Source organism: Nioella nitratireducens, assembly GCF_001879715.1.
Taxonomy (GTDB): Bacteria; Pseudomonadota; Alphaproteobacteria; order Rhodobacterales; family Rhodobacteraceae; genus Nioella; species Nioella nitratireducens.
Genome location: NZ_MNBW01000002.1, coordinates 1 through 16,137, shown reverse-complemented (window position 1 = coordinate 16,137; position 16,137 = coordinate 1). Strand labels below are relative to the sequence as shown.

Here is a 16,137-nt window from a genome sequence, read left to right as displayed (position 1 = left end):
CTTAGGTTAGCAGCGCCTCGATCTTTGCCAAGGTTGCAGTGCTGACGGCGACGCCATCGGTCAGGGCCTTGGCGCGTTTCGCCGCACGGCCATCGCCGGGCAGGTGGGCGCCCTCTTGCGCGTGGATCGCCTCGGCCAAGGCCGCGATGCGGTCTGCGAAGGCGCCGCCCGAGGTCGCGCCGGGGTCGATGGCGATGAAGAACTGCCCGGTCTTGGGCGGCCCGCCTGCGGTGCCGGAAAAGGGCGAGGCATCCTTGCCAAGGGTCGCCCCGGCAAGCGCGGCGGCGAACGTTTCCACCAGCAGGGCCACGCCCACCCCCTTGTAGCCACCCGAGGGCGCCATGGAGCCTTTGAGCCCGACCTCCGGGTCTGTGGTCGGGTTGCCATCGGGATCGAGCGCCCAGCCTTGCGGGATCGGTTTGCCTTCGCGGGCGTGTTTCATCACCTCGCTCTTGGCGATGGTGCTGGCGCTTTGGTCGATCAGGAACACCGGTTGCCCGTCGGTGCCCGGAACCGCCAGCGAGAACGGGTTGGTGCCGACAACCGGTTTGGAGCCGCCCGAGGGCGCGATGGAGGCCGGGGCATTGGTGAACCCCATGCCGACCAACCCGGCCGCGGCCAACCGGCGTGTGTGGCAGCCAAGCACGCCGCAGTTGTAGCTGTTGCGGATGGCCAGCGCCGCGATGCCCTGCTCTCTGGCCAGCGGAATGAGCCGTTTAAACCCCATGTCGATGGCCGCGTGGGCAAAGCCCGTGGCGGCGTCTGCGGTCAGCACAGCGGGACGGGTCTGGTCCAGCACTGGCGTGGCCTGACCGTCGACCTTTCCGCACTGCACATGCTCGGCATAGATCGGGATATAGGCCAGCCCGTGGCTGGCGACGCCATCGGCCTCGGTTTCAGCGGTGGCGCGGGCCAGCGGTCGAGCGTTGGCCTTGGACGTGCCGGCGGCGACGAGCGCGCGGAAGGATATATCCTCGATTTCGGCAAGGCTGAGCGTGCGGGTATCTGTCATGGCGGCTCCTTCAGCGAATGTTTTTGCGGGGCTTGTCCCCAGATGCGTGCGGCGTTTCCTCAGGGTCGGCGTGGGAGTGGTTTCCATTTTGCAACATCCATGCCGTGGAACGGGTCTTGGCAGCAGGTGACGCGATGGCGCCTCGTTCCCTCGGTGGTCACCGGCAGAATGGACGCGACGGGGCCGATGCGGCAAGCCCCTATCCGGCGATTTGTGTCAGCAGGCGGTGGCCCGGCATGTGCCACAGACGCACATGGGTGATGGGGGCGTCTGGCCCCCATGTGCTGCGGTCGAGCGCCAGCAGCGGCGTGCCCTCTGTCAATTCCAGAACGCGGGCGGCGTCGGGCGGGCACGGCAGGGCCGAGATGGCGAGATCGCCGCGTACGACGGGAACGGTTTCCAAGAGCCACTCATTGGCGCTTTTGACTGAGAAATCCGCCTCGTCTGCCTGCGGCACGGCGGCGAGGTTGATCCAGCGATCTTCCAGCACGAAGGGCACCCCGTCGGCGAGGTGCACCGCCAAGAGGTGCAGCACCCGCGTGGCATCCGGCAGCCCGAGCGTATAGGTGACGCGGCCCGGCGGTGGCGTCACCTCTCGCAGCAAGAGCCGGTAATCGTAGCGTTGGCCCGCGGCCTCGATCTCGGTCCGGATCACCGGGATCTCGATCACCGCCCGGCCCACGGGGTGCAGGGCGACGCGGGTGCCGGACTTGCGGCGGCGTTCCACAAGCCCCTGTTCGGCCAACTCACGCAGTGCCCGGTTGACGGTGGCGCGCGCACAGCCGAATTCGGCGGCAAGATCGGCTTCGTTCGGGATCAGGTCGCCCGGTTTCCAGACCCGTTCGCGGATGCGGCGCAGAACCTCGTCCTGCACGCCCTGCCACGTGTTGGGCGAGGCGATGGTCACAGTTCGGCCCTCAGGTCGCGGACGGCGGCGCTGTAGGCTGCGGTGATGGCGTCACGCTGCATGTGGCGGCCCACGGTTACCATGTGGCGGCCTGCGGACCAGACCTCGCGGACCATGCGGTCGTCGCCCGCGAAAATGTAGCTGTCGAGGATCATGTCGCCGGAGAGCCCTTGCAGATCGGGATGGGTCGTGTCGAGCGCCAGAATATCGGCCCACATCCCCGGCGCAACCGCGCCCGTTTGCCGCCCGGCGGACCGCGCGCCGCCAGCGGTGATCGCCTGCCACAGGCGGCGTCCGGTGGATTGTTCCGACGTGGCGAGAGCCGCGCGGGAATGGTCGCGCAGGCGTTGGCTGGTGTCGAGCTGGCGCAGTTCTTCGGCCAAGGCGATGCGGATATTGGAATCCGACCCGATCGAGAGAGACCCGCCTGCGTTCACCCATCGGACCCCGTCGAAAATCCCGTCGCCAAGGCTGGCTTCGGTCAGCGGGCAAAGCACGGCGGTGGCCCCGGTCTTGGCCAGAGCCTCGGTTTCCTGAGGGGTCATCTGCGTGCAGTGGATGAAATGCCAGCGGGCGTCAGGGGACAGGTGCTGCAAGACCCAGTCGACGGGGCGCGCGCCATAGGCGGCCAGAACGTCCTCGACCTCGGGGATCTGTTCGGCCAGATGCATATGCAACGGGCCATCGGGGGCGAGGCCGATCACCTCTCGGATCGCCTCGGGCGTGGCGGCGCGCAGGGAATGGGGGGCGATGCCGAAAGCCCAGTCCTCGGGGCCACCGTCGATGCGCCTTCGGGCGGCCTCGGCCAGTTGGGCGAAACGGCCGGGGGTGTTGCCAAAGCGTTGCTGGCCAGAGGTCAGTGGGCGCCGGTCGCAGCCGCCATACTGATAAAAGACGGGCAGCAGGGTCAGGCCGATGCCCGAGATATCCGCCGCCGCCGCGATCCGGTCGGACAATTCGGAAAGATGCGCGTAGGGAACGCCGCCCGGCTGGTGGTGCAGGTAGTGAAATTCCACGGAGGTCGCATAGCCCGCCTCCAGCATTTCCATCTGCACATAGGCCGCGATGGCCTGCACTTGCTCGGGTGTGATCCGGTCGAGGAAGCGGAACATCAGCTGCCGCCACGTCCAGAACGTATCCTTGGGGTCGGGGCCGCGCCGTTCGGTCAGCCCGGCCATGGCCCGTTGGAAGGCGTGGGAGTGGGCGTTCGTGGGCGCGGGCAGGAGGCATCCGACGCGGTTGCCTGTTGCCGCCGCCCCCTGCGTGACCCGCGTGATCCGACCGCCGTCGATCTCTACCAAGACGTCGCGCTGCCAACCCTGCGGTGTCAGTGCCTGCTCTGCCCAGATCCTCTGCATCGTCAATTCCCTGCTTGACTCATCAATATGTGCATACATAAAAACGTAATGAGCGAATTAATCAACCCCAATGAGTCGGACATGCTGATAAGAAACCTGACCGTGGCCACGATGGCGGACGATGCGCCCTATGGCTTGATCCCAAATGCCGCGATCCTGCTGGACGGTGACACGATTGTGTGGGTCGGGGCCGAGGCCGACGCCCCCAAAGTCGACGCGGTGGACCTGGGCGGGCGGCTGGTGACGCCGGGGTTGATCGACTGTCACACCCATCTGGTCCATGGCGGCGACCGGGCGCGCGAATTCGAGATGCGGCTGAAGGGCGCCAGCTATGAAGAGGTGGCGCGGGCAGGGGGCGGTATCCTGTCGACCGTCACGGCGACCCGCGCCGCCTCGGTCGAGGAGCTTGTGGCGCTGGCGCTGCCAAGGCTGGACTCTTTGCTGGCCGAGGGCGTCAGCGTGGTCGAGGTGAAGTCCGGCTACGGGCTGACGATCGAGTCCGAGCTGGACATGCTGCGCGCGGCCCGCGCGTTGGAAACATTGCGCCCGGTGCGGATCAAGACCAGCTTCCTTGCCGCCCACGCAGTGCCACCCGAATACACCGATCGCGCCGACGCCTATATCGACCATGTCTGCCTGCCCGCCCTGCATAGGGCCCATGCCGAGGGGCTGGTGGATGCGGTCGATGGCTTTTGCGAGGGGATCGCCTTTTCACCCGCGCAGATCGACCGGGTGTTTGCAGCGGCCAAGGCGCTTGGACTGCCGGTCAAGCTGCATGCCGAACAGTTGTCGCATCTGGGCGGCACAGAATTGGTCGCGCGCTATGGCGGTCTGTCGTCGGATCACGTGGAATACGCGACCGAAGCCGACGCGCGGGCGATGGCGCAGGCCGGAACGGTGGCGGTTCTACTGCCAGGCGCGTTCTACACGCTGCACGAAACGCAGCGTCCACCGGTTGATGCCTTCCGTCGTCACGGCGTTCCGATGGCGTTGGCGACCGACGCGAATCCCGGCTCGTCGCCGATGTTCTCTCTGCTGCTGGCCATGAACATGGGCTGCACCCTGTTCCGCCTGACCCCGGAAGAGGCGCTGCGGGGTGTCACCGTGAACGCCGCCCGCGCTCTTGGCCTGTCCGACACGGGCCGGATCGCGTCGGGGCAGCGGGCCGACCTTGCGGTCTGGAACGTGACTCACCCGGCAGAGCTGGCGTATCGGTTCGGCTTCAATCCCCTTCATCAACGCTGGTTCAAAGGCGAGGTTCAACAATGAAACTGGTTCCCGGTGCGGCCACCCTGGCCGATTTGGAAGCAATCTGGAACGGTGCGGCGGCTACGCTCGACCCGGCGGCCTTTCCGGCCATCGAAATCTCGCATCGCATGGTGGCCGAGGCCGCAGCGGGCGACGATCCGGTTTACGGAATCAACACCGGTTTTGGCAAACTGGCCTCGATGAAGATTGCCCCAACGGACACCACCGCCCTGCAACGCAACCTGATCCGCAGCCATGCCTGCGGGGTGGGCACCCCGTTGGAAAGGGACACCGCGCGGTTGATGCTGGCGCTGAAATTACTGTCGCTCGGGCGTGGTGCGTCGGGGGTGGCCCCGGCGACGGTGCGGCTGATCGAAGGGATGCTGGCGGCGGGCGTGACCCCGGTGATCCCCGAACAGGGATCGGTCGGGGCCTCCGGCGACCTCGCCCCGCTGGCCCATATGGCGCTGGTCATGATGGGCGAGGGCGAGGCCACGTTTGACAGTGAAACCCTGCCTGGTGGCGCCGCCCTGTCGCGTGCCGGATTGGCACCGGTCACCTTCGGCCCCAAAGAGGGGCTTGCGCTGATCAACGGCACGCAGTTTTCCACAGCGTGCGCCCTGGTCGGGCTGTTCAAGGGATGGGCCAACCTGCGCGCCGCGATCACGGTCTCGTCACTGTCTACGGATGCCATCATGGGCTCGACCGCGCCGCTTCTGGCCGAAATCCACGCATTGCGCGGCCAACCTGGACAGATCGAAGTGGCCGCCGCAATGCGCGCCCTGATGGACGGCTCCGAGATCCGCGAAAGCCATCGCCACGGCGACGCCCGTGTGCAAGACCCTTATTGCATCCGTTGCCAGCCGCAGGTGACGGGTGCGGCGCTGGACATGTTGCGCTGCGCTGCGAACACGCTTCGGATCGAGGCCAACGCCGTAACGGATAACCCGCTGGTTCTGGTGGGCGAGGGGCAGATCGTGTCCGGCGGGAATTTCCACGCGGAACCGGTCGGCTTTGCCGCCGACATGATTGCGATTGCGCTGTCCGAGATTGGCGCGATTGCGCAGCGTCGGGTGGCGCTGACGGTGGACCCGACGTTGTCCTTCGACCTGCCGCCCTTCCTGACGCCTGCGCCGGGTCTGAACTCGGGCCTGATGATCGCCGAAGTGACGACGGCGGCCCTGATGAGCGAGAACAAGCATTTGGCGAACCCGTGTTCGACGGACTCCACCCCGACAAGCGCCAATCAGGAGGACCACGTCAGCATGGCCGCCCACGGGGCACGGCGCTTGGCCCGGATGAACGCCAACCTGTCCCGTATTCTGGGGGTGGAGGCGATGTGCGCGGCCCAGGGCGTAGAGTTCCGGGCCCCCCTGATGACCAGTGCGACCCTGCAAGGGGTGCTGGCGCGCCTGCGGGCGCGGGTCGCCACGATCCGCGAGGACCGCTACCTCGCCCCCGATCTGGAAGCGGCGGCCGATCTGGTCGCCTCGGGCGCTTTGTGCGAGGGGCTGGACCTGCCGGAACTGGAAGGCGCGGCATGACCCCGGTCGAGGTGGTTCGGGGCGATGGCCCTGTTGTTCTGGGCCTGCCGCATACCGGCACATGGCTGCCCGACGAGGTATTCGCGCGGCTGAATGCGCGGGGGCGGGCGCTGTCCGATACGGACTGGCATATTCACAGACTCTATGACGGGTTGCTGCCCGGTGTCACGACGGTGCGCGCGGCTTTTCATCGTTACGTGGTGGACGCAAACCGCGACCCCTCGGGGGCAAGCCTCTATCCCGGTCAGAATACCACCGGGCTGGTGCCGCTGACCGATTTCGACGGCGCGCCGATCTGGGTCGAGCCGCCGACCCAGGCCGAGATGGCCGACCGCCGCGACCGGTTTCACGCCCCCTATCACGCAGCCTTGCGGGCGGAATTGGACCGGGTGCGCGCCCGGCATGGCATGGCGATCCTCTACGATTGCCACTCGATCCGGTCGCGCATTCCGCATCTCTTCGACGGGCGGCTGCCCGATTTCAACATCGGAACCAACGAGGGCACCACCTGCGCGCCGATGCTGGAGGCCGCTGTGCTGGATATCTGTGCCGGCGCGGCAGACTACGCCACTGTTCTGAATGGACGTTTCAAGGGCGGCTGGACCACGCGCCACTACGGGCGGCCCGCTGACGGGTTTCACGCGATCCAGATGGAACTGGCGCAGCGCACCCACCTGACCGATGAAAACGCCGGTTGGGATTATGACGCCGACAAGGCCGCCCGCCTGCGCCCTTACCTCACCCAAATCCTCGAAACGCTGGCCGATCTGGCCCCCCAACTGAAGGGCTGACCCATGACCAATCCACGCCACAACATCCGCGATGTGTTCCCCGCCACTGGCACTGAGCTGACCGCGAAAAGCTGGCTCACTGAGGCGCCCTTGCGGATGCTGATGAACAACCTGCACCCGGACGTGGCCGAGAACCCGCATGAGCTGGTGGTCTACGGCGGCATCGGGCGCGCCGCGCGGACGTGGGACGATTTCGACCGGATCGTGGCCAGCCTGCGCGGGCTGGACGACGACCAGACGCTGCTGGTCCAGTCGGGCAAGCCCGTGGGTGTCTTTCGCACCCACAAGGACGCGCCGCGGGTTCTGATCGCCAATTCAAACCTGGTGCCGCATTGGGCGACATGGGACCATTTCAACGACCTCGATAAGCGCGGGCTGGCGATGTATGGCCAGATGACCGCCGGGTCGTGGATCTATATCGGCAGCCAGGGCATCGTGCAGGGCACCTATGAGACCTTCATGGAGGCGGGTCGCCAGCATTACGGCGGCGACCTGAAAGGCCGCTGGATCCTGACCGGGGGGCTAGGCGGTATGGGCGGCGCACAGCCCTTGGCCGCCGTCATGGCCGGGGCCTGCTGTCTTGCCGTGGAATGCGACGAGACGCGCGCCGAGTTTCGCAAGCGCACCCGCTATGTGGACGAGATTACCCCCTCGCTGGATGATGCTTTGGCCATGATCGACCGCTGGACCAAGGCGGGTGACGCGAAATCAGTGGCGCTGATCGGCAATGCTGCCGATGTCTTCCCAGAGCTGGTGAAACGCGGGGTGCATCCCGATATCGTAACGGACCAGACCTCTGCCCACGATCCGATCCACGGATACCTGCCGCAGGGCTGGAGCGTGGGGGAATGGCGCGACAAGCAGGAGAGCGATCCCAAGGCGGTGGAAAAGGCGGCGCGCGCCAGCATGAAGGTGCATGTGGCCGCCATGGTCGATTTCTGGAACGCCGGCGTGCCGACACTGGATTACGGCAACAACATCCGGCAGGTGGCGTTGGAAGAGGGCCTGGAAAACGCCTTCGCCTTCCCCGGTTTCGTGCCCGCCTATATCCGGCCGCTGTTTTGCCGGGGGATCGGGCCGTTCCGGTGGGCCGCGCTGTCTGGCGACCCGGAGGATATCTACAAGACCGACGCCAAGGTGAAAGAGCTGGTCGACGACCCGCATCTGCACAACTGGCTGGACATGGCGCGGGAAAGGATCGCCTTTCAGGGCCTGCCCGCGCGGATTTGCTGGGTGGGTCTGGGGGTGCGGCACAAGCTTGGCCTCGCCTTCAACGAGATGGTGCGCAATGGCGAGCTGAAAGCCCCGGTGGTCATCGGCCGAGACCATCTCGACAGCGGATCAGTCGCGTCGCCCAACCGGGAAACCGAGGCGATGAAAGACGGCTCGGATGCCGTGTCCGACTGGCCGTTGCTCAACGCGTTGCTAAACACCGCCAGCGGCGCCACATGGGTCAGCCTGCACCACGGTGGCGGGGTCGGCATGGGGTTCAGCCAGCATTCCGGCATGGTGATCTGCTGTGATGGCAGCGAAGACGCCGACCGGCGGCTGGAGCGGGTGCTGTGGAACGACCCGGCCACGGGCGTGATGCGCCACGCCGATGCAGGATACGACATCGCGCTGGACTGCGCGCGGGAGCATGGGTTGGATCTGCCGGGGATCTTGTGATGCAAAAAGGGGCGGCCCGACAGCCGCCCCTTTTCATTCGTATCCCGAAGGATCAGCTTTTCAGCACGCGGTAGATTGCCGGGATCACCAGCACTGTCAGCAGCGTCGAGGTCAGCAGGCCGAATAGCAGCGACAGCGCCAGACCCTGAAAGATCGGGTCGCTCAAGATGATCGTCGCGCCGAACATGGCGGCCAGCGCCGTGAGCAGGATCGGCTTGAAGCGGATCGCCCCGGCCTCCAGCAGGATATCGAGCTGGGTCTTGCCCTCGGTATCGGCGTTGCGGATGAAATCGACCAACAGGATCGAGTTGCGCACGATAATGCCTGCAAGCGCGATGAAGCCGATCATCGAGGTGGCGGTGAACGGCGCGCCCCACAGCCAGTGCCCGGCCATGATGCCGAGGAAGGTCAGCGGCACCGGCGTCAGCACCACCAGCGGCAGGCGGAAAGACCCGAACTGCGCCACCACCAGAACATAGATGCCCAACAGCGCCACGCCAAAGGCTGCGCCCATGTCGCGGAAGGTGACCCACGTGACCTCCCACTCGCCGTCCCACAAAACGGTGGGGTGGCTTTCATCCTCGGGCTGGCCGTGCAGGCTGATCTCGGGTTGGGGCGTGTCGCCCCAATCCATCGCTTGCAGCGCCGCGTTCACGTCGATGATACCGTAAAGCGGTGCCTCGAACCGGCCTGCAAGCTCTGCCATCACCATTTCTGCTGGGCGGCCATTGCGGCGGAAGATCATCGGCGAGGCGCTTTCCTCGACCACCTGCACCACGTCGCCAAGCTCGACCACGCCGCGCGCGCCCGGCAGCAGGTTGGCGGGCACGGGGGTGGAGAGGAAGCTCTCATTCAGCACCCGGTCGCCCCGGTCCGGCCCGATCACGATGGGCAGGGGATCACGGTCGTCGCCGCGGTGCGAATAGCCCACCACCCGTTCGCCGTTCAGGGTGGCGATGGTATCCAGCACATCGGCCTCGGTCACGCCGTAGAATTCCAGATCGTCGGGCGAGAGCAGCAAGCGCATCCGCCGGGCGGGCGTGGCGAAGGTGTCGTCCACATCGACCACGAAATCCACGCTTTCAAAGGCTGCCCGCACCTGCCGGGCCACGTTGCGGCGGGTTTCGGCATCGGGGCCATAGACCTCGGCCAGCAGGGTCGCCATCACGGGCGGGCCGGGGGGCGGTTCGACCGTGCGCAGGCGGGTGCCTTCCGGAAGCTCCAGGTCGGCCAACCGCTCGCGCAGGTCGAGCGCGATTTCGTGGCTCGTGCGCTCGCGCTCGCCAAGGTTGATCTGCACATCGCCGAGGTGTGGTGCCTGGCGCAGGAAGTAGTGGCGCACCAGCCCGTTGAAATTGAACGGCGCGGCGGTGCCGGCATAGGTTTCGACCGAGTCCACCTCGGGCATCGACAGGGCAATTTCGGCCACGGCCTGCGCCAGCGCGTCGGTGTCTTCCAGCGCGCTGCCCTCGGGCAGGTCAAAGACCACGGCAAGCTCGTCCTTGTTGTCGTAAGGCAGCAGCTTGACCGTCACGTCCTGCGTGTAGAGCAGGGCGAGCGAGCCGAAGGACAGCACCGTTGCGACGATCAGAAAGCCCCCGGCGCGCGGGCGTGTTTTCAGGATCGGCCGCGCGACCTTGGTGAACAGCCGTCCAAGGAAGCCGCCGCTTGCGCCGTCGTGGCCGTGATGTGACATGTCCATCTTGCCCGAGACTTTCATCATCAGCCACGGCGTCACGATGACCGCGATGAAGAACGACAGGATCATTGCCGCCGAGGCCACCGCCGGAATTGGGCTCATATAGGGGCCCATCAGGCCGGACACGAACAGCATCGGCAGCAGGGCGGCGACAACGGTCAGGGTCGCCACAATGGTGGGGTTGCCCACTTCGGCCACGCCGTCGATGGCGCGTTGAACGCGGGTGCGGGTTCCGGGCATGGCCCAGTGGCGGGCGATGTTCTCGATCACCACGATGGCGTCATCGACGAGAATCCCGATCGAGAAGATCAAAGCGAAGAGTGACACCCTGTTCAGCGTGTAGCCCATGGCCCAAGCCGCGAAAAGCGTCAGCAGGATTGTCACTGGGATGACGATGGCCACGACGACGCTTTCGCGCCAGCCGATGGTCAGCAAGGTCAGCACGACGATGGACAGGGTGGCGAGGAACAGTTTCAGCAACAGCTTGTCGGCCTTGTGCTGTGCCGTTTCGCCATAGTCGCGGGTGATGTCCACCTGCACGCTGTCGGGGATCAGGCTGCCTTCCAGCGCCTCGACCCGGTGCAGCAGGTCTTCTGCCACTGTTACCGCATTGGCGCCCGCACGCTTGGCAAAGGCCAGTGTCACCGCCGGGCGCCGGTCAAGGGTGCCGTCCGCGTCGCGGGTGGTCTGGAACACACGATGGTCGGACATGTCCTCGACAAAGGAAATATCGGCCACATCGGCGACGTAGACCGGGCGTTCATCACGGGTGGTCAGCAACAATCCTGCGATTTCGGTGGGCGAGACGAGGCTTTGCCCGGCGAGCAGAGTAATTTCTTCGCCGTCGTCATAGAGCGTGCCCGCGTTCAGGGTGCGGTTCGCGCCAGCCACTTTCTGCGCCAGTTGTTGCAAGGTGACACCATAAAGCGCCAGTCGCTCGGGGTCGGGGGTGATCCGAATGGATTCTGACGCTTCGCCAACGACATAGCTAAGGCCCACATCCTCGACCCGCTCCAACTCGCCGCGCAATTCGCGGGCGATATCGGACAGGGCATTGGCCCCGACCTCGCTGCCCGGCGCGCCGCTGAGCGTCAGGGTGACGATGGCCACATCGTCGATGCCGCGCCCGATGATCAGCGGTTCGGGGATGCCCACCGGGATGCGATCCATGTTGGCGCGAATCCGTTCGTGGACGCGCAGGATAGCCGCGTCGGACGAGGTGCCGACCTCGAACCGGGCGGTGATCATGGTCTGATAATCGTTGGTCTGAGAGTAGACGTGCTCTACATCCGGGATGGCGCGCAAGATGCCTTCCATGGGTTGCGTGACCAGATTGACCACATCCTCGGCCACCAGCCCGGGTGCCTGGATCAGGATATTGACCATCGGCACGGAAATTTGCGGCTCTTCTTCGCGCGGGACGGCCATCAGCGCGATCAGGCCCATGGCCAGGGCCGCCAGCATCAAGAGCGGTGTCAGGGGCGAGCGAATGAAGGCGCGTGTCAGGTTCCCGGCCAAGCCGAGGCCGCCGGATTTGCCTTGGGTGTCATGAGAGGGGGTGGTCATGGCAGCACCACCGTGTCGCCATCGCCGATCCCTGCGAGGATTTCGACCATGGGCGTGCCGTCGATCATGTGAATGTCGCCGATCTGCACCACCCGCTCGCGGGGGGAGTCTTGGCCGACGGTGATGTAATCAAGGCCGAAGCGGTGGTCGAGTGCCGCTTGCGGCACAAGGATCGCCGGACGCTCGCCAATGGGCAGGCGCACCAGCACGCGGGCATCGACGAACCGGTCGTCCAGCCCCTCGACCTCGACATCGGCCAGCACGCGGCCGTTCTCGATCTGTGGGTAGATTCGGGCGAGTCGGCCTTCGATCGCGGTATCGCCCGCGCTGATTTCGATCCGGTCGCCTTCCGCCATCAGGGGGGCATGTCGTTCCGGCACCGCAAGGCGCAGGAACAGCCCGCCGCCGCCCACCGTTGCCACGGATTCCCCCGGCATTACCACGGCACCGGCGGCCACCGGCACCGTCAGGACACGGCCCGAGATCGGGGCCAGCACCGCGCCTTCTGACAGTTGCTGGGAAATGACGCGCCCCTCGGCCTCGGTCGCGGCGATCTGGTTTTGCAACACATCCACTTGCGTGCGCAGGGCATCCAGACGCTGCGCCGTCGTCACCCCGCGCGCAAGCAGTTCCTCACCGCGGGTCAGCTCTGCCTCGGCGTTGTCCAGTTGCGACCGCAGCGCTTCCAGTTGCGCCTCGGAAGCGGCGAGCTGGTATTGCAGCGAGATCGAGATCACGCGGCCCAGAACGTCACCGGCCTCGACCAGATCGCCCTCGCTGACCTCCAATGTCTCAAGCGTCCCGCCGAGCCGCGCCCGGGCCGGAATCTGCCGTCGAGGTTCAATCCGGCCATAGACCGACTTCCAGTCAGTGATTTGCCGGGTTTCAACGGGATAGGCGGTTTGCGCAAAGCTGGCCTGTCCGGTCAGGGCAAGGGCAAGGGTCAGGGCAACCGCCCGGACAACCGGGCGAAGGGGGGGCAGGGGGCTGCGGTGGCGTGTCATGCGGTGTTCCTTGCGGGCCGAAGCGTGTGAAGTCTGCGTACGATATTATTGACAGTGTTAATTAATTGTGGAGCTAATGCACCATCACGACGCTGTCAACCCTCGGGCCATTGTCGCGTGGATTGGATGCGCCAGCCTTGTCGGACATTCCGGGCGCTGTCCTTGATCTTGCTCAAAAGACGCAAGACCCGGCAGCGGGACACCCCTGCCATGGCCCGAAAAAGGCCGGTCGAGCGGGGTATTCATGTCGGGGAAGGGGTGGAGGCGAGTACCGGACCCGCTACCATTTTTCTAAGCCACTGGAAGGCTTGAATAATCGAGTGCAAGGTTGAGTTGTGTGTCGCACTTCGTGTCACACTTATGCTGTCCAAGTTGTGTTTCTGTCAACCGCCGGGTGTCGCTCAGGTGGCCTTCCTATCGCCCTATAGGTGGCGCGAATGCCGCCTTGGCTGTCCCTTTGTCCTATAGTGAGGGGGGGTGGCACGTCTTGGCGCTCCTTTCCCTCTACAGGTGGTGCGGGTGCTGGCTCTATCGCGCTTCCTGTGTCCTATGGTGCGGGCGAGGCGCGAACCGGGGCGTGTCCCTCACCGGGCGGGTGGGGTATGGGGGAAGTTGGCGCGTGGCAATGTATAGATGGGGCCACGAAAAAATGTGTCGAGATTTTATGATGACCGATGAACCCAAGTCCGCACTTGTTTTGAAAGTACAGGCATTGGCCGCGAAGTTGCCCAATCAACTCGGGGGTCAGTCGTGGGCGTTTGAACCCTATCTCGTTTCATCCAACCCAGATGCTCAAAACCTCATCGACTTGCTTATGGATGACGTGTGCGCGAAATGGGCTGCTTCTTTCCCGCACCGCAAACCAAGCCGAGATACTGAACAGAAGTTTATCGACTGCGGCAGTGCAATCCTTGCAAACCTCATGCGTGCGCAGTGCAACAAGTGGCCGACCACAATCGGCATGTATCGGAGCAAAGACGCTTTGGACCGCGAAAAGCGATACAGACCCGAATACATGACAGCGGATCGGGTCAGACTGGTGCAGGACTGTTTGTGCAAACATGGCTATGTCGAGATGGTCAAGCGCGGCTTCAATCTTCCCGGCCATAGTCAAACCAGCCGCTTTGCATTGACCGAAAAAGGCGAAGCGGAACTGCAAGCGGATGATTGGACCTTTGCCGACTTTCGAGTGGACAAAGGCAAAGAAACCATACGTTTGAAGGACGCCAAAGATCAGCTTTGCGGATATAATGACACGCCTGAGGTTGATGATATGCGGGCACGTCTGGACGAGATCAATGCAAAGCTGGACGCGACCGACATAGACACCACGCGCACGCTTACGATCCATGACCGAAAACCCGAATACCAAGGTCGCAAGGTGCGCCTGCACCGTGTGTTCAACCGGGGCGACTTCGACCACGGGGGCCGGTTTTATGGCGGGTGGTGGCAGAACGTCAAAAGCCATGTTCGCCCCGCGATTACCATAGACGGGCAGCACACCATCGAAGCAGACTTCCGGGGCTTCAACCCGGCGGTGCTGTTGGCAGAGGCAGGCCAGCCCATACCGGATGATCCTTATTCTCCAATAGTGGGGGCGAATGCGCCCGATGACTTGCGGGACCACGCAAAGGCCACGCTTGCCGCCCTTCTCAACTCCAAGACAGGCATGACAGAAGAACCCCGCAACTTCGACAGCGCCCGGTGGGGCATGACGGCAGAGGACTTTCGCGCCAAGGTGCTGGACGCCTTCCCGATGGTTCCCGCCATGCTGGGCACCGACAAGGGCCTGACCTTGCAACGGCTGGAAAGCGATCTGGCGGAAGCGATCATGCTGCACTTTGTCAGGCCGGGCCATGCGATCCTGCCCATCCATGACGCCTTCATCGTGCAGGCCCATCTGGAACGGGAACTGGTGCAGGTGATGAAGGACACCTTCAAGGCAAGGCTGGGGCAGGTTCCCCCTGTCAAAGTCACCCGGTCCTACGCCCTACGTTGAACTGCCCCTATAAAATCAAAATCCCCATTACCGGGGCAAATAAGGCCCGTGGCCCATCGCGTCTGGATTTTCCCTGTCCCGTCAGGCACAAAGGGCGAAAAGACCGACACAGGGGCGACCATCCATGCAGAACCTTCTCGATGACCTGACCGCGCTTCTCCAAGCCGAACAGGCGTACATCTCGGATGGGGCGATCCTCAAGAATGCGGTGATCGAGGCGGCGTTGAACATGGACGCGCGTCTGTTGGAGCTGTTGATGCAGTCCGATACGATCAAGGACCATTTCTTCACGCCGGTGGCCGGGGCGCTGGTGTTCGACAAGGTGAAGTTTCAGGACTTCGTGTCCAACAAAGCCTTCCTGCCCGACAGCTACACGGCCTTCAAGAACCGGATCGGGCTGACCGATGGGCGCGGCGATTACCTGAGCCAGTCGCGCGACGTGGTGCTGGCGTGGCCCTACAAGGACTGCGTGCTGGAAGGCGGCATGACGAAGGAGGACCGCAAGCGCGACGAGGTGTTCTGGAACACGACGCTGGCCCCGGACGACATCACGCGGCTGTTTGAACCCAAGGTGCTGACCGGCTGGGAACGCTGGGATGGCGAGGCAGTGGCAGCGGGGAAGGCCAAGCCCGTGGGCGAGGTGTCGGACGATGACAACCTGCTGATCAAGGGCAACAACCTGCTGGCGCTGCATTCGCTGAAAGCGCGCTATGCGGGCGAGGTGAAGCTGATCTATATCGACCCGCCCTATAACACTGGCAATGATGGGTTCCGGTACAATGACCGCTTCAACCATTCGGCTTGGCTGACCTTCTTCAAGGGGCGACTTGAAATAGCAAAGTCGCTACTCACTCGCGATGGTGCAATCTTCGTTACACTGGATGATACGGAAGTACACTATGCGAAAGTGATGATGGATGAGGTCTTCGGACGTGAAAAGTTTGTAGCGCATATTGCGTGGCAGAAGCGAACTTCACCCGACGACCGCGTTATTCTTGGCAACTCACATGACAACATTCTTGTCTTTGCCCGTGAGCAAGGCACAACCAAGCGGTCCAATGGCACCTTCAAGACCATCTTTGAGGAAAGCGCCAATCGCTTGCCCATGACGGACAAGCAGCGCGCAGAGTATAAGAACCCAGACAATGACCCTAAAGGGCCGTGGGTTCATAGAGACTTCACCGCCCAGAACCAAAAGAAGAATGGCAAGTGGGGTGAGCTACCCCCCGAATTTCGGACACTGACATAAGCTACGAATTGCAGTTTGCTGATCTTCGACGAGAAGGAGATCAGAGATGTCGAAACGCAAGCAGCACGCGCCCGAGTTCAAGGCGAAGGTCG

The 16,137-nt window shown here is 64.2% G+C and carries 11 protein-coding genes; 6 read left to right on the top strand and 5 right to left on the bottom strand.

Annotated elements, in window-relative coordinates; translation table 11 throughout:
- Position 1 precedes the first annotated feature (1 nt).
- The 3 genes from BKY27_RS01545 to BKY27_RS01535 form a co-directional block, all read right to left on the bottom strand.
- Positions 2-1,012 (bottom strand): Ldh family oxidoreductase, encoded by a 1,011-nt coding sequence (locus tag BKY27_RS01545; RefSeq protein ID WP_071672678.1) that lies wholly within the window; start codon positions 1,010-1,012, stop codon positions 2-4.
- A gap of 199 nt (positions 1,013-1,211) precedes the next feature.
- Positions 1,212-1,919 (bottom strand): GntR family transcriptional regulator, encoded by a 708-nt coding sequence (locus tag BKY27_RS01540; protein ID WP_071672677.1) that lies wholly within the window; start codon positions 1,917-1,919, stop codon positions 1,212-1,214.
- Positions 1,916-3,277, bottom strand: coding sequence for a formimidoylglutamate deiminase (locus tag BKY27_RS01535; RefSeq protein WP_071672676.1), 1,362 nt, complete (start codon positions 3,275-3,277; stop codon positions 1,916-1,918). Before BKY27_RS01535 ends, BKY27_RS01540 begins: the two co-directional genes overlap by 4 nt.
- Before the next feature lie 81 nt (positions 3,278-3,358).
- Here BKY27_RS01535 and hutI point away from each other — a divergent pair, with 81 nt between their 5' ends.
- The 4 genes from hutI to hutU are packed head-to-tail and all read left to right on the top strand — an operon-like array spanning position 3,359 to position 8,528.
- The gene (gene hutI, locus BKY27_RS01530; RefSeq protein WP_071672675.1) at positions 3,359-4,546 is read left to right on the top strand and encodes an imidazolonepropionase; all 1,188 of its coding nucleotides are present in this window, start codon (positions 3,359-3,361) and stop codon (positions 4,544-4,546) included.
- Positions 4,543-6,069 carry a histidine ammonia-lyase gene (gene hutH / locus BKY27_RS01525; RefSeq protein ID WP_071672674.1) on the top strand — a complete coding sequence of 509 codons (1,527 nt, stop codon included), beginning with the start codon at positions 4,543-4,545 and terminating at the stop codon, positions 6,067-6,069. Before hutI ends, hutH begins: the two co-directional genes overlap by 4 nt.
- Positions 6,066-6,860, top strand: a complete 795-nt coding sequence (hutG, locus tag BKY27_RS01520) for an N-formylglutamate deformylase (RefSeq protein ID WP_071672673.1) — start codon at positions 6,066-6,068, stop codon at positions 6,858-6,860. The genes hutH and hutG overlap by 4 nt, the downstream gene beginning before the upstream one ends.
- Positions 6,861-6,863: 3 nt before the next feature.
- Positions 6,864-8,528 (top strand): urocanate hydratase, encoded by a 1,665-nt coding sequence (gene hutU, locus BKY27_RS01515; RefSeq protein ID WP_071672672.1) that lies wholly within the window; start codon positions 6,864-6,866, stop codon positions 8,526-8,528.
- A gap of 52 nt (positions 8,529-8,580) precedes the next feature.
- Here hutU and BKY27_RS01510 read toward each other — a convergent pair whose 3' ends face one another.
- Both BKY27_RS01510 and BKY27_RS01505 read right to left on the bottom strand, forming a co-directional pair.
- Positions 8,581-11,793, bottom strand: coding sequence for an efflux RND transporter permease subunit (locus BKY27_RS01510; RefSeq protein ID WP_071672671.1), 3,213 nt, complete (start codon positions 11,791-11,793; stop codon positions 8,581-8,583).
- A complete protein-coding gene (locus tag BKY27_RS01505) occupies positions 11,790-12,797 on the bottom strand; it encodes an efflux RND transporter periplasmic adaptor subunit (protein ID WP_071672670.1) in 1,008 nt (335 codons plus the stop codon). Before BKY27_RS01505 ends, BKY27_RS01510 begins: the two co-directional genes overlap by 4 nt.
- 667 nt (positions 12,798-13,464) lie before the next feature.
- Between BKY27_RS01505 and BKY27_RS01500 the strand changes: the two genes are divergently transcribed.
- Together BKY27_RS01500 and BKY27_RS01495 are read left to right on the top strand one after the other, a co-directional pair.
- On the top strand, positions 13,465-14,796 hold the full coding sequence (locus BKY27_RS01500) for a hypothetical protein (protein ID WP_146636142.1): 1,332 nt from the start codon (positions 13,465-13,467) through the stop codon (positions 14,794-14,796).
- Between the two features lie 124 nt (positions 14,797-14,920).
- Positions 14,921-16,045, top strand: a complete 1,125-nt coding sequence (locus BKY27_RS01495) for a DNA methyltransferase (protein WP_071672668.1) — start codon at positions 14,921-14,923, stop codon at positions 16,043-16,045.
- Positions 16,046-16,137: the final 92 nt, after the last annotated feature.

Bases quoted from the DNA above. Each gene is read 5' to 3' on its own strand.
- BKY27_RS01535 (WP_071672676.1), bottom strand. From the start codon at position 3,277: ATGCAGAGGATCTGGGCAGAGCAGGCACTGACACCGCAGGGTTGGCAG.
- hutU (WP_071672672.1), top strand. From the start codon at position 6,864: ATGACCAATCCACGCCACAACATCCGCGATGTGTTCCCCGCCACTGGC.
- BKY27_RS01510 (WP_071672671.1), bottom strand. From the start codon at position 11,793: ATGACCACCCCCTCTCATGACACCCAAGGCAAATCCGGCGGCCTCGGC.
- BKY27_RS01500 (WP_146636142.1), top strand. From the start codon at position 13,465: ATGACCGATGAACCCAAGTCCGCACTTGTTTTGAAAGTACAGGCATTG.
- hutH (WP_071672674.1), top strand. From the start codon at position 4,543: ATGAAACTGGTTCCCGGTGCGGCCACCCTGGCCGATTTGGAAGCAATC.
- BKY27_RS01545 (WP_071672678.1), bottom strand. From the start codon at position 1,012: ATGACAGATACCCGCACGCTCAGCCTTGCCGAAATCGAGGATATATCC.
- hutG (WP_071672673.1), top strand. From the start codon at position 6,066: ATGACCCCGGTCGAGGTGGTTCGGGGCGATGGCCCTGTTGTTCTGGGC.
- hutI (WP_071672675.1), top strand. From the start codon at position 3,359: ATGCTGATAAGAAACCTGACCGTGGCCACGATGGCGGACGATGCGCCC.
- BKY27_RS01505 (WP_071672670.1), bottom strand. From the start codon at position 12,797: ATGACACGCCACCGCAGCCCCCTGCCCCCCCTTCGCCCGGTTGTCCGG.
- BKY27_RS01495 (WP_071672668.1), top strand. From the start codon at position 14,921: ATGCAGAACCTTCTCGATGACCTGACCGCGCTTCTCCAAGCCGAACAG.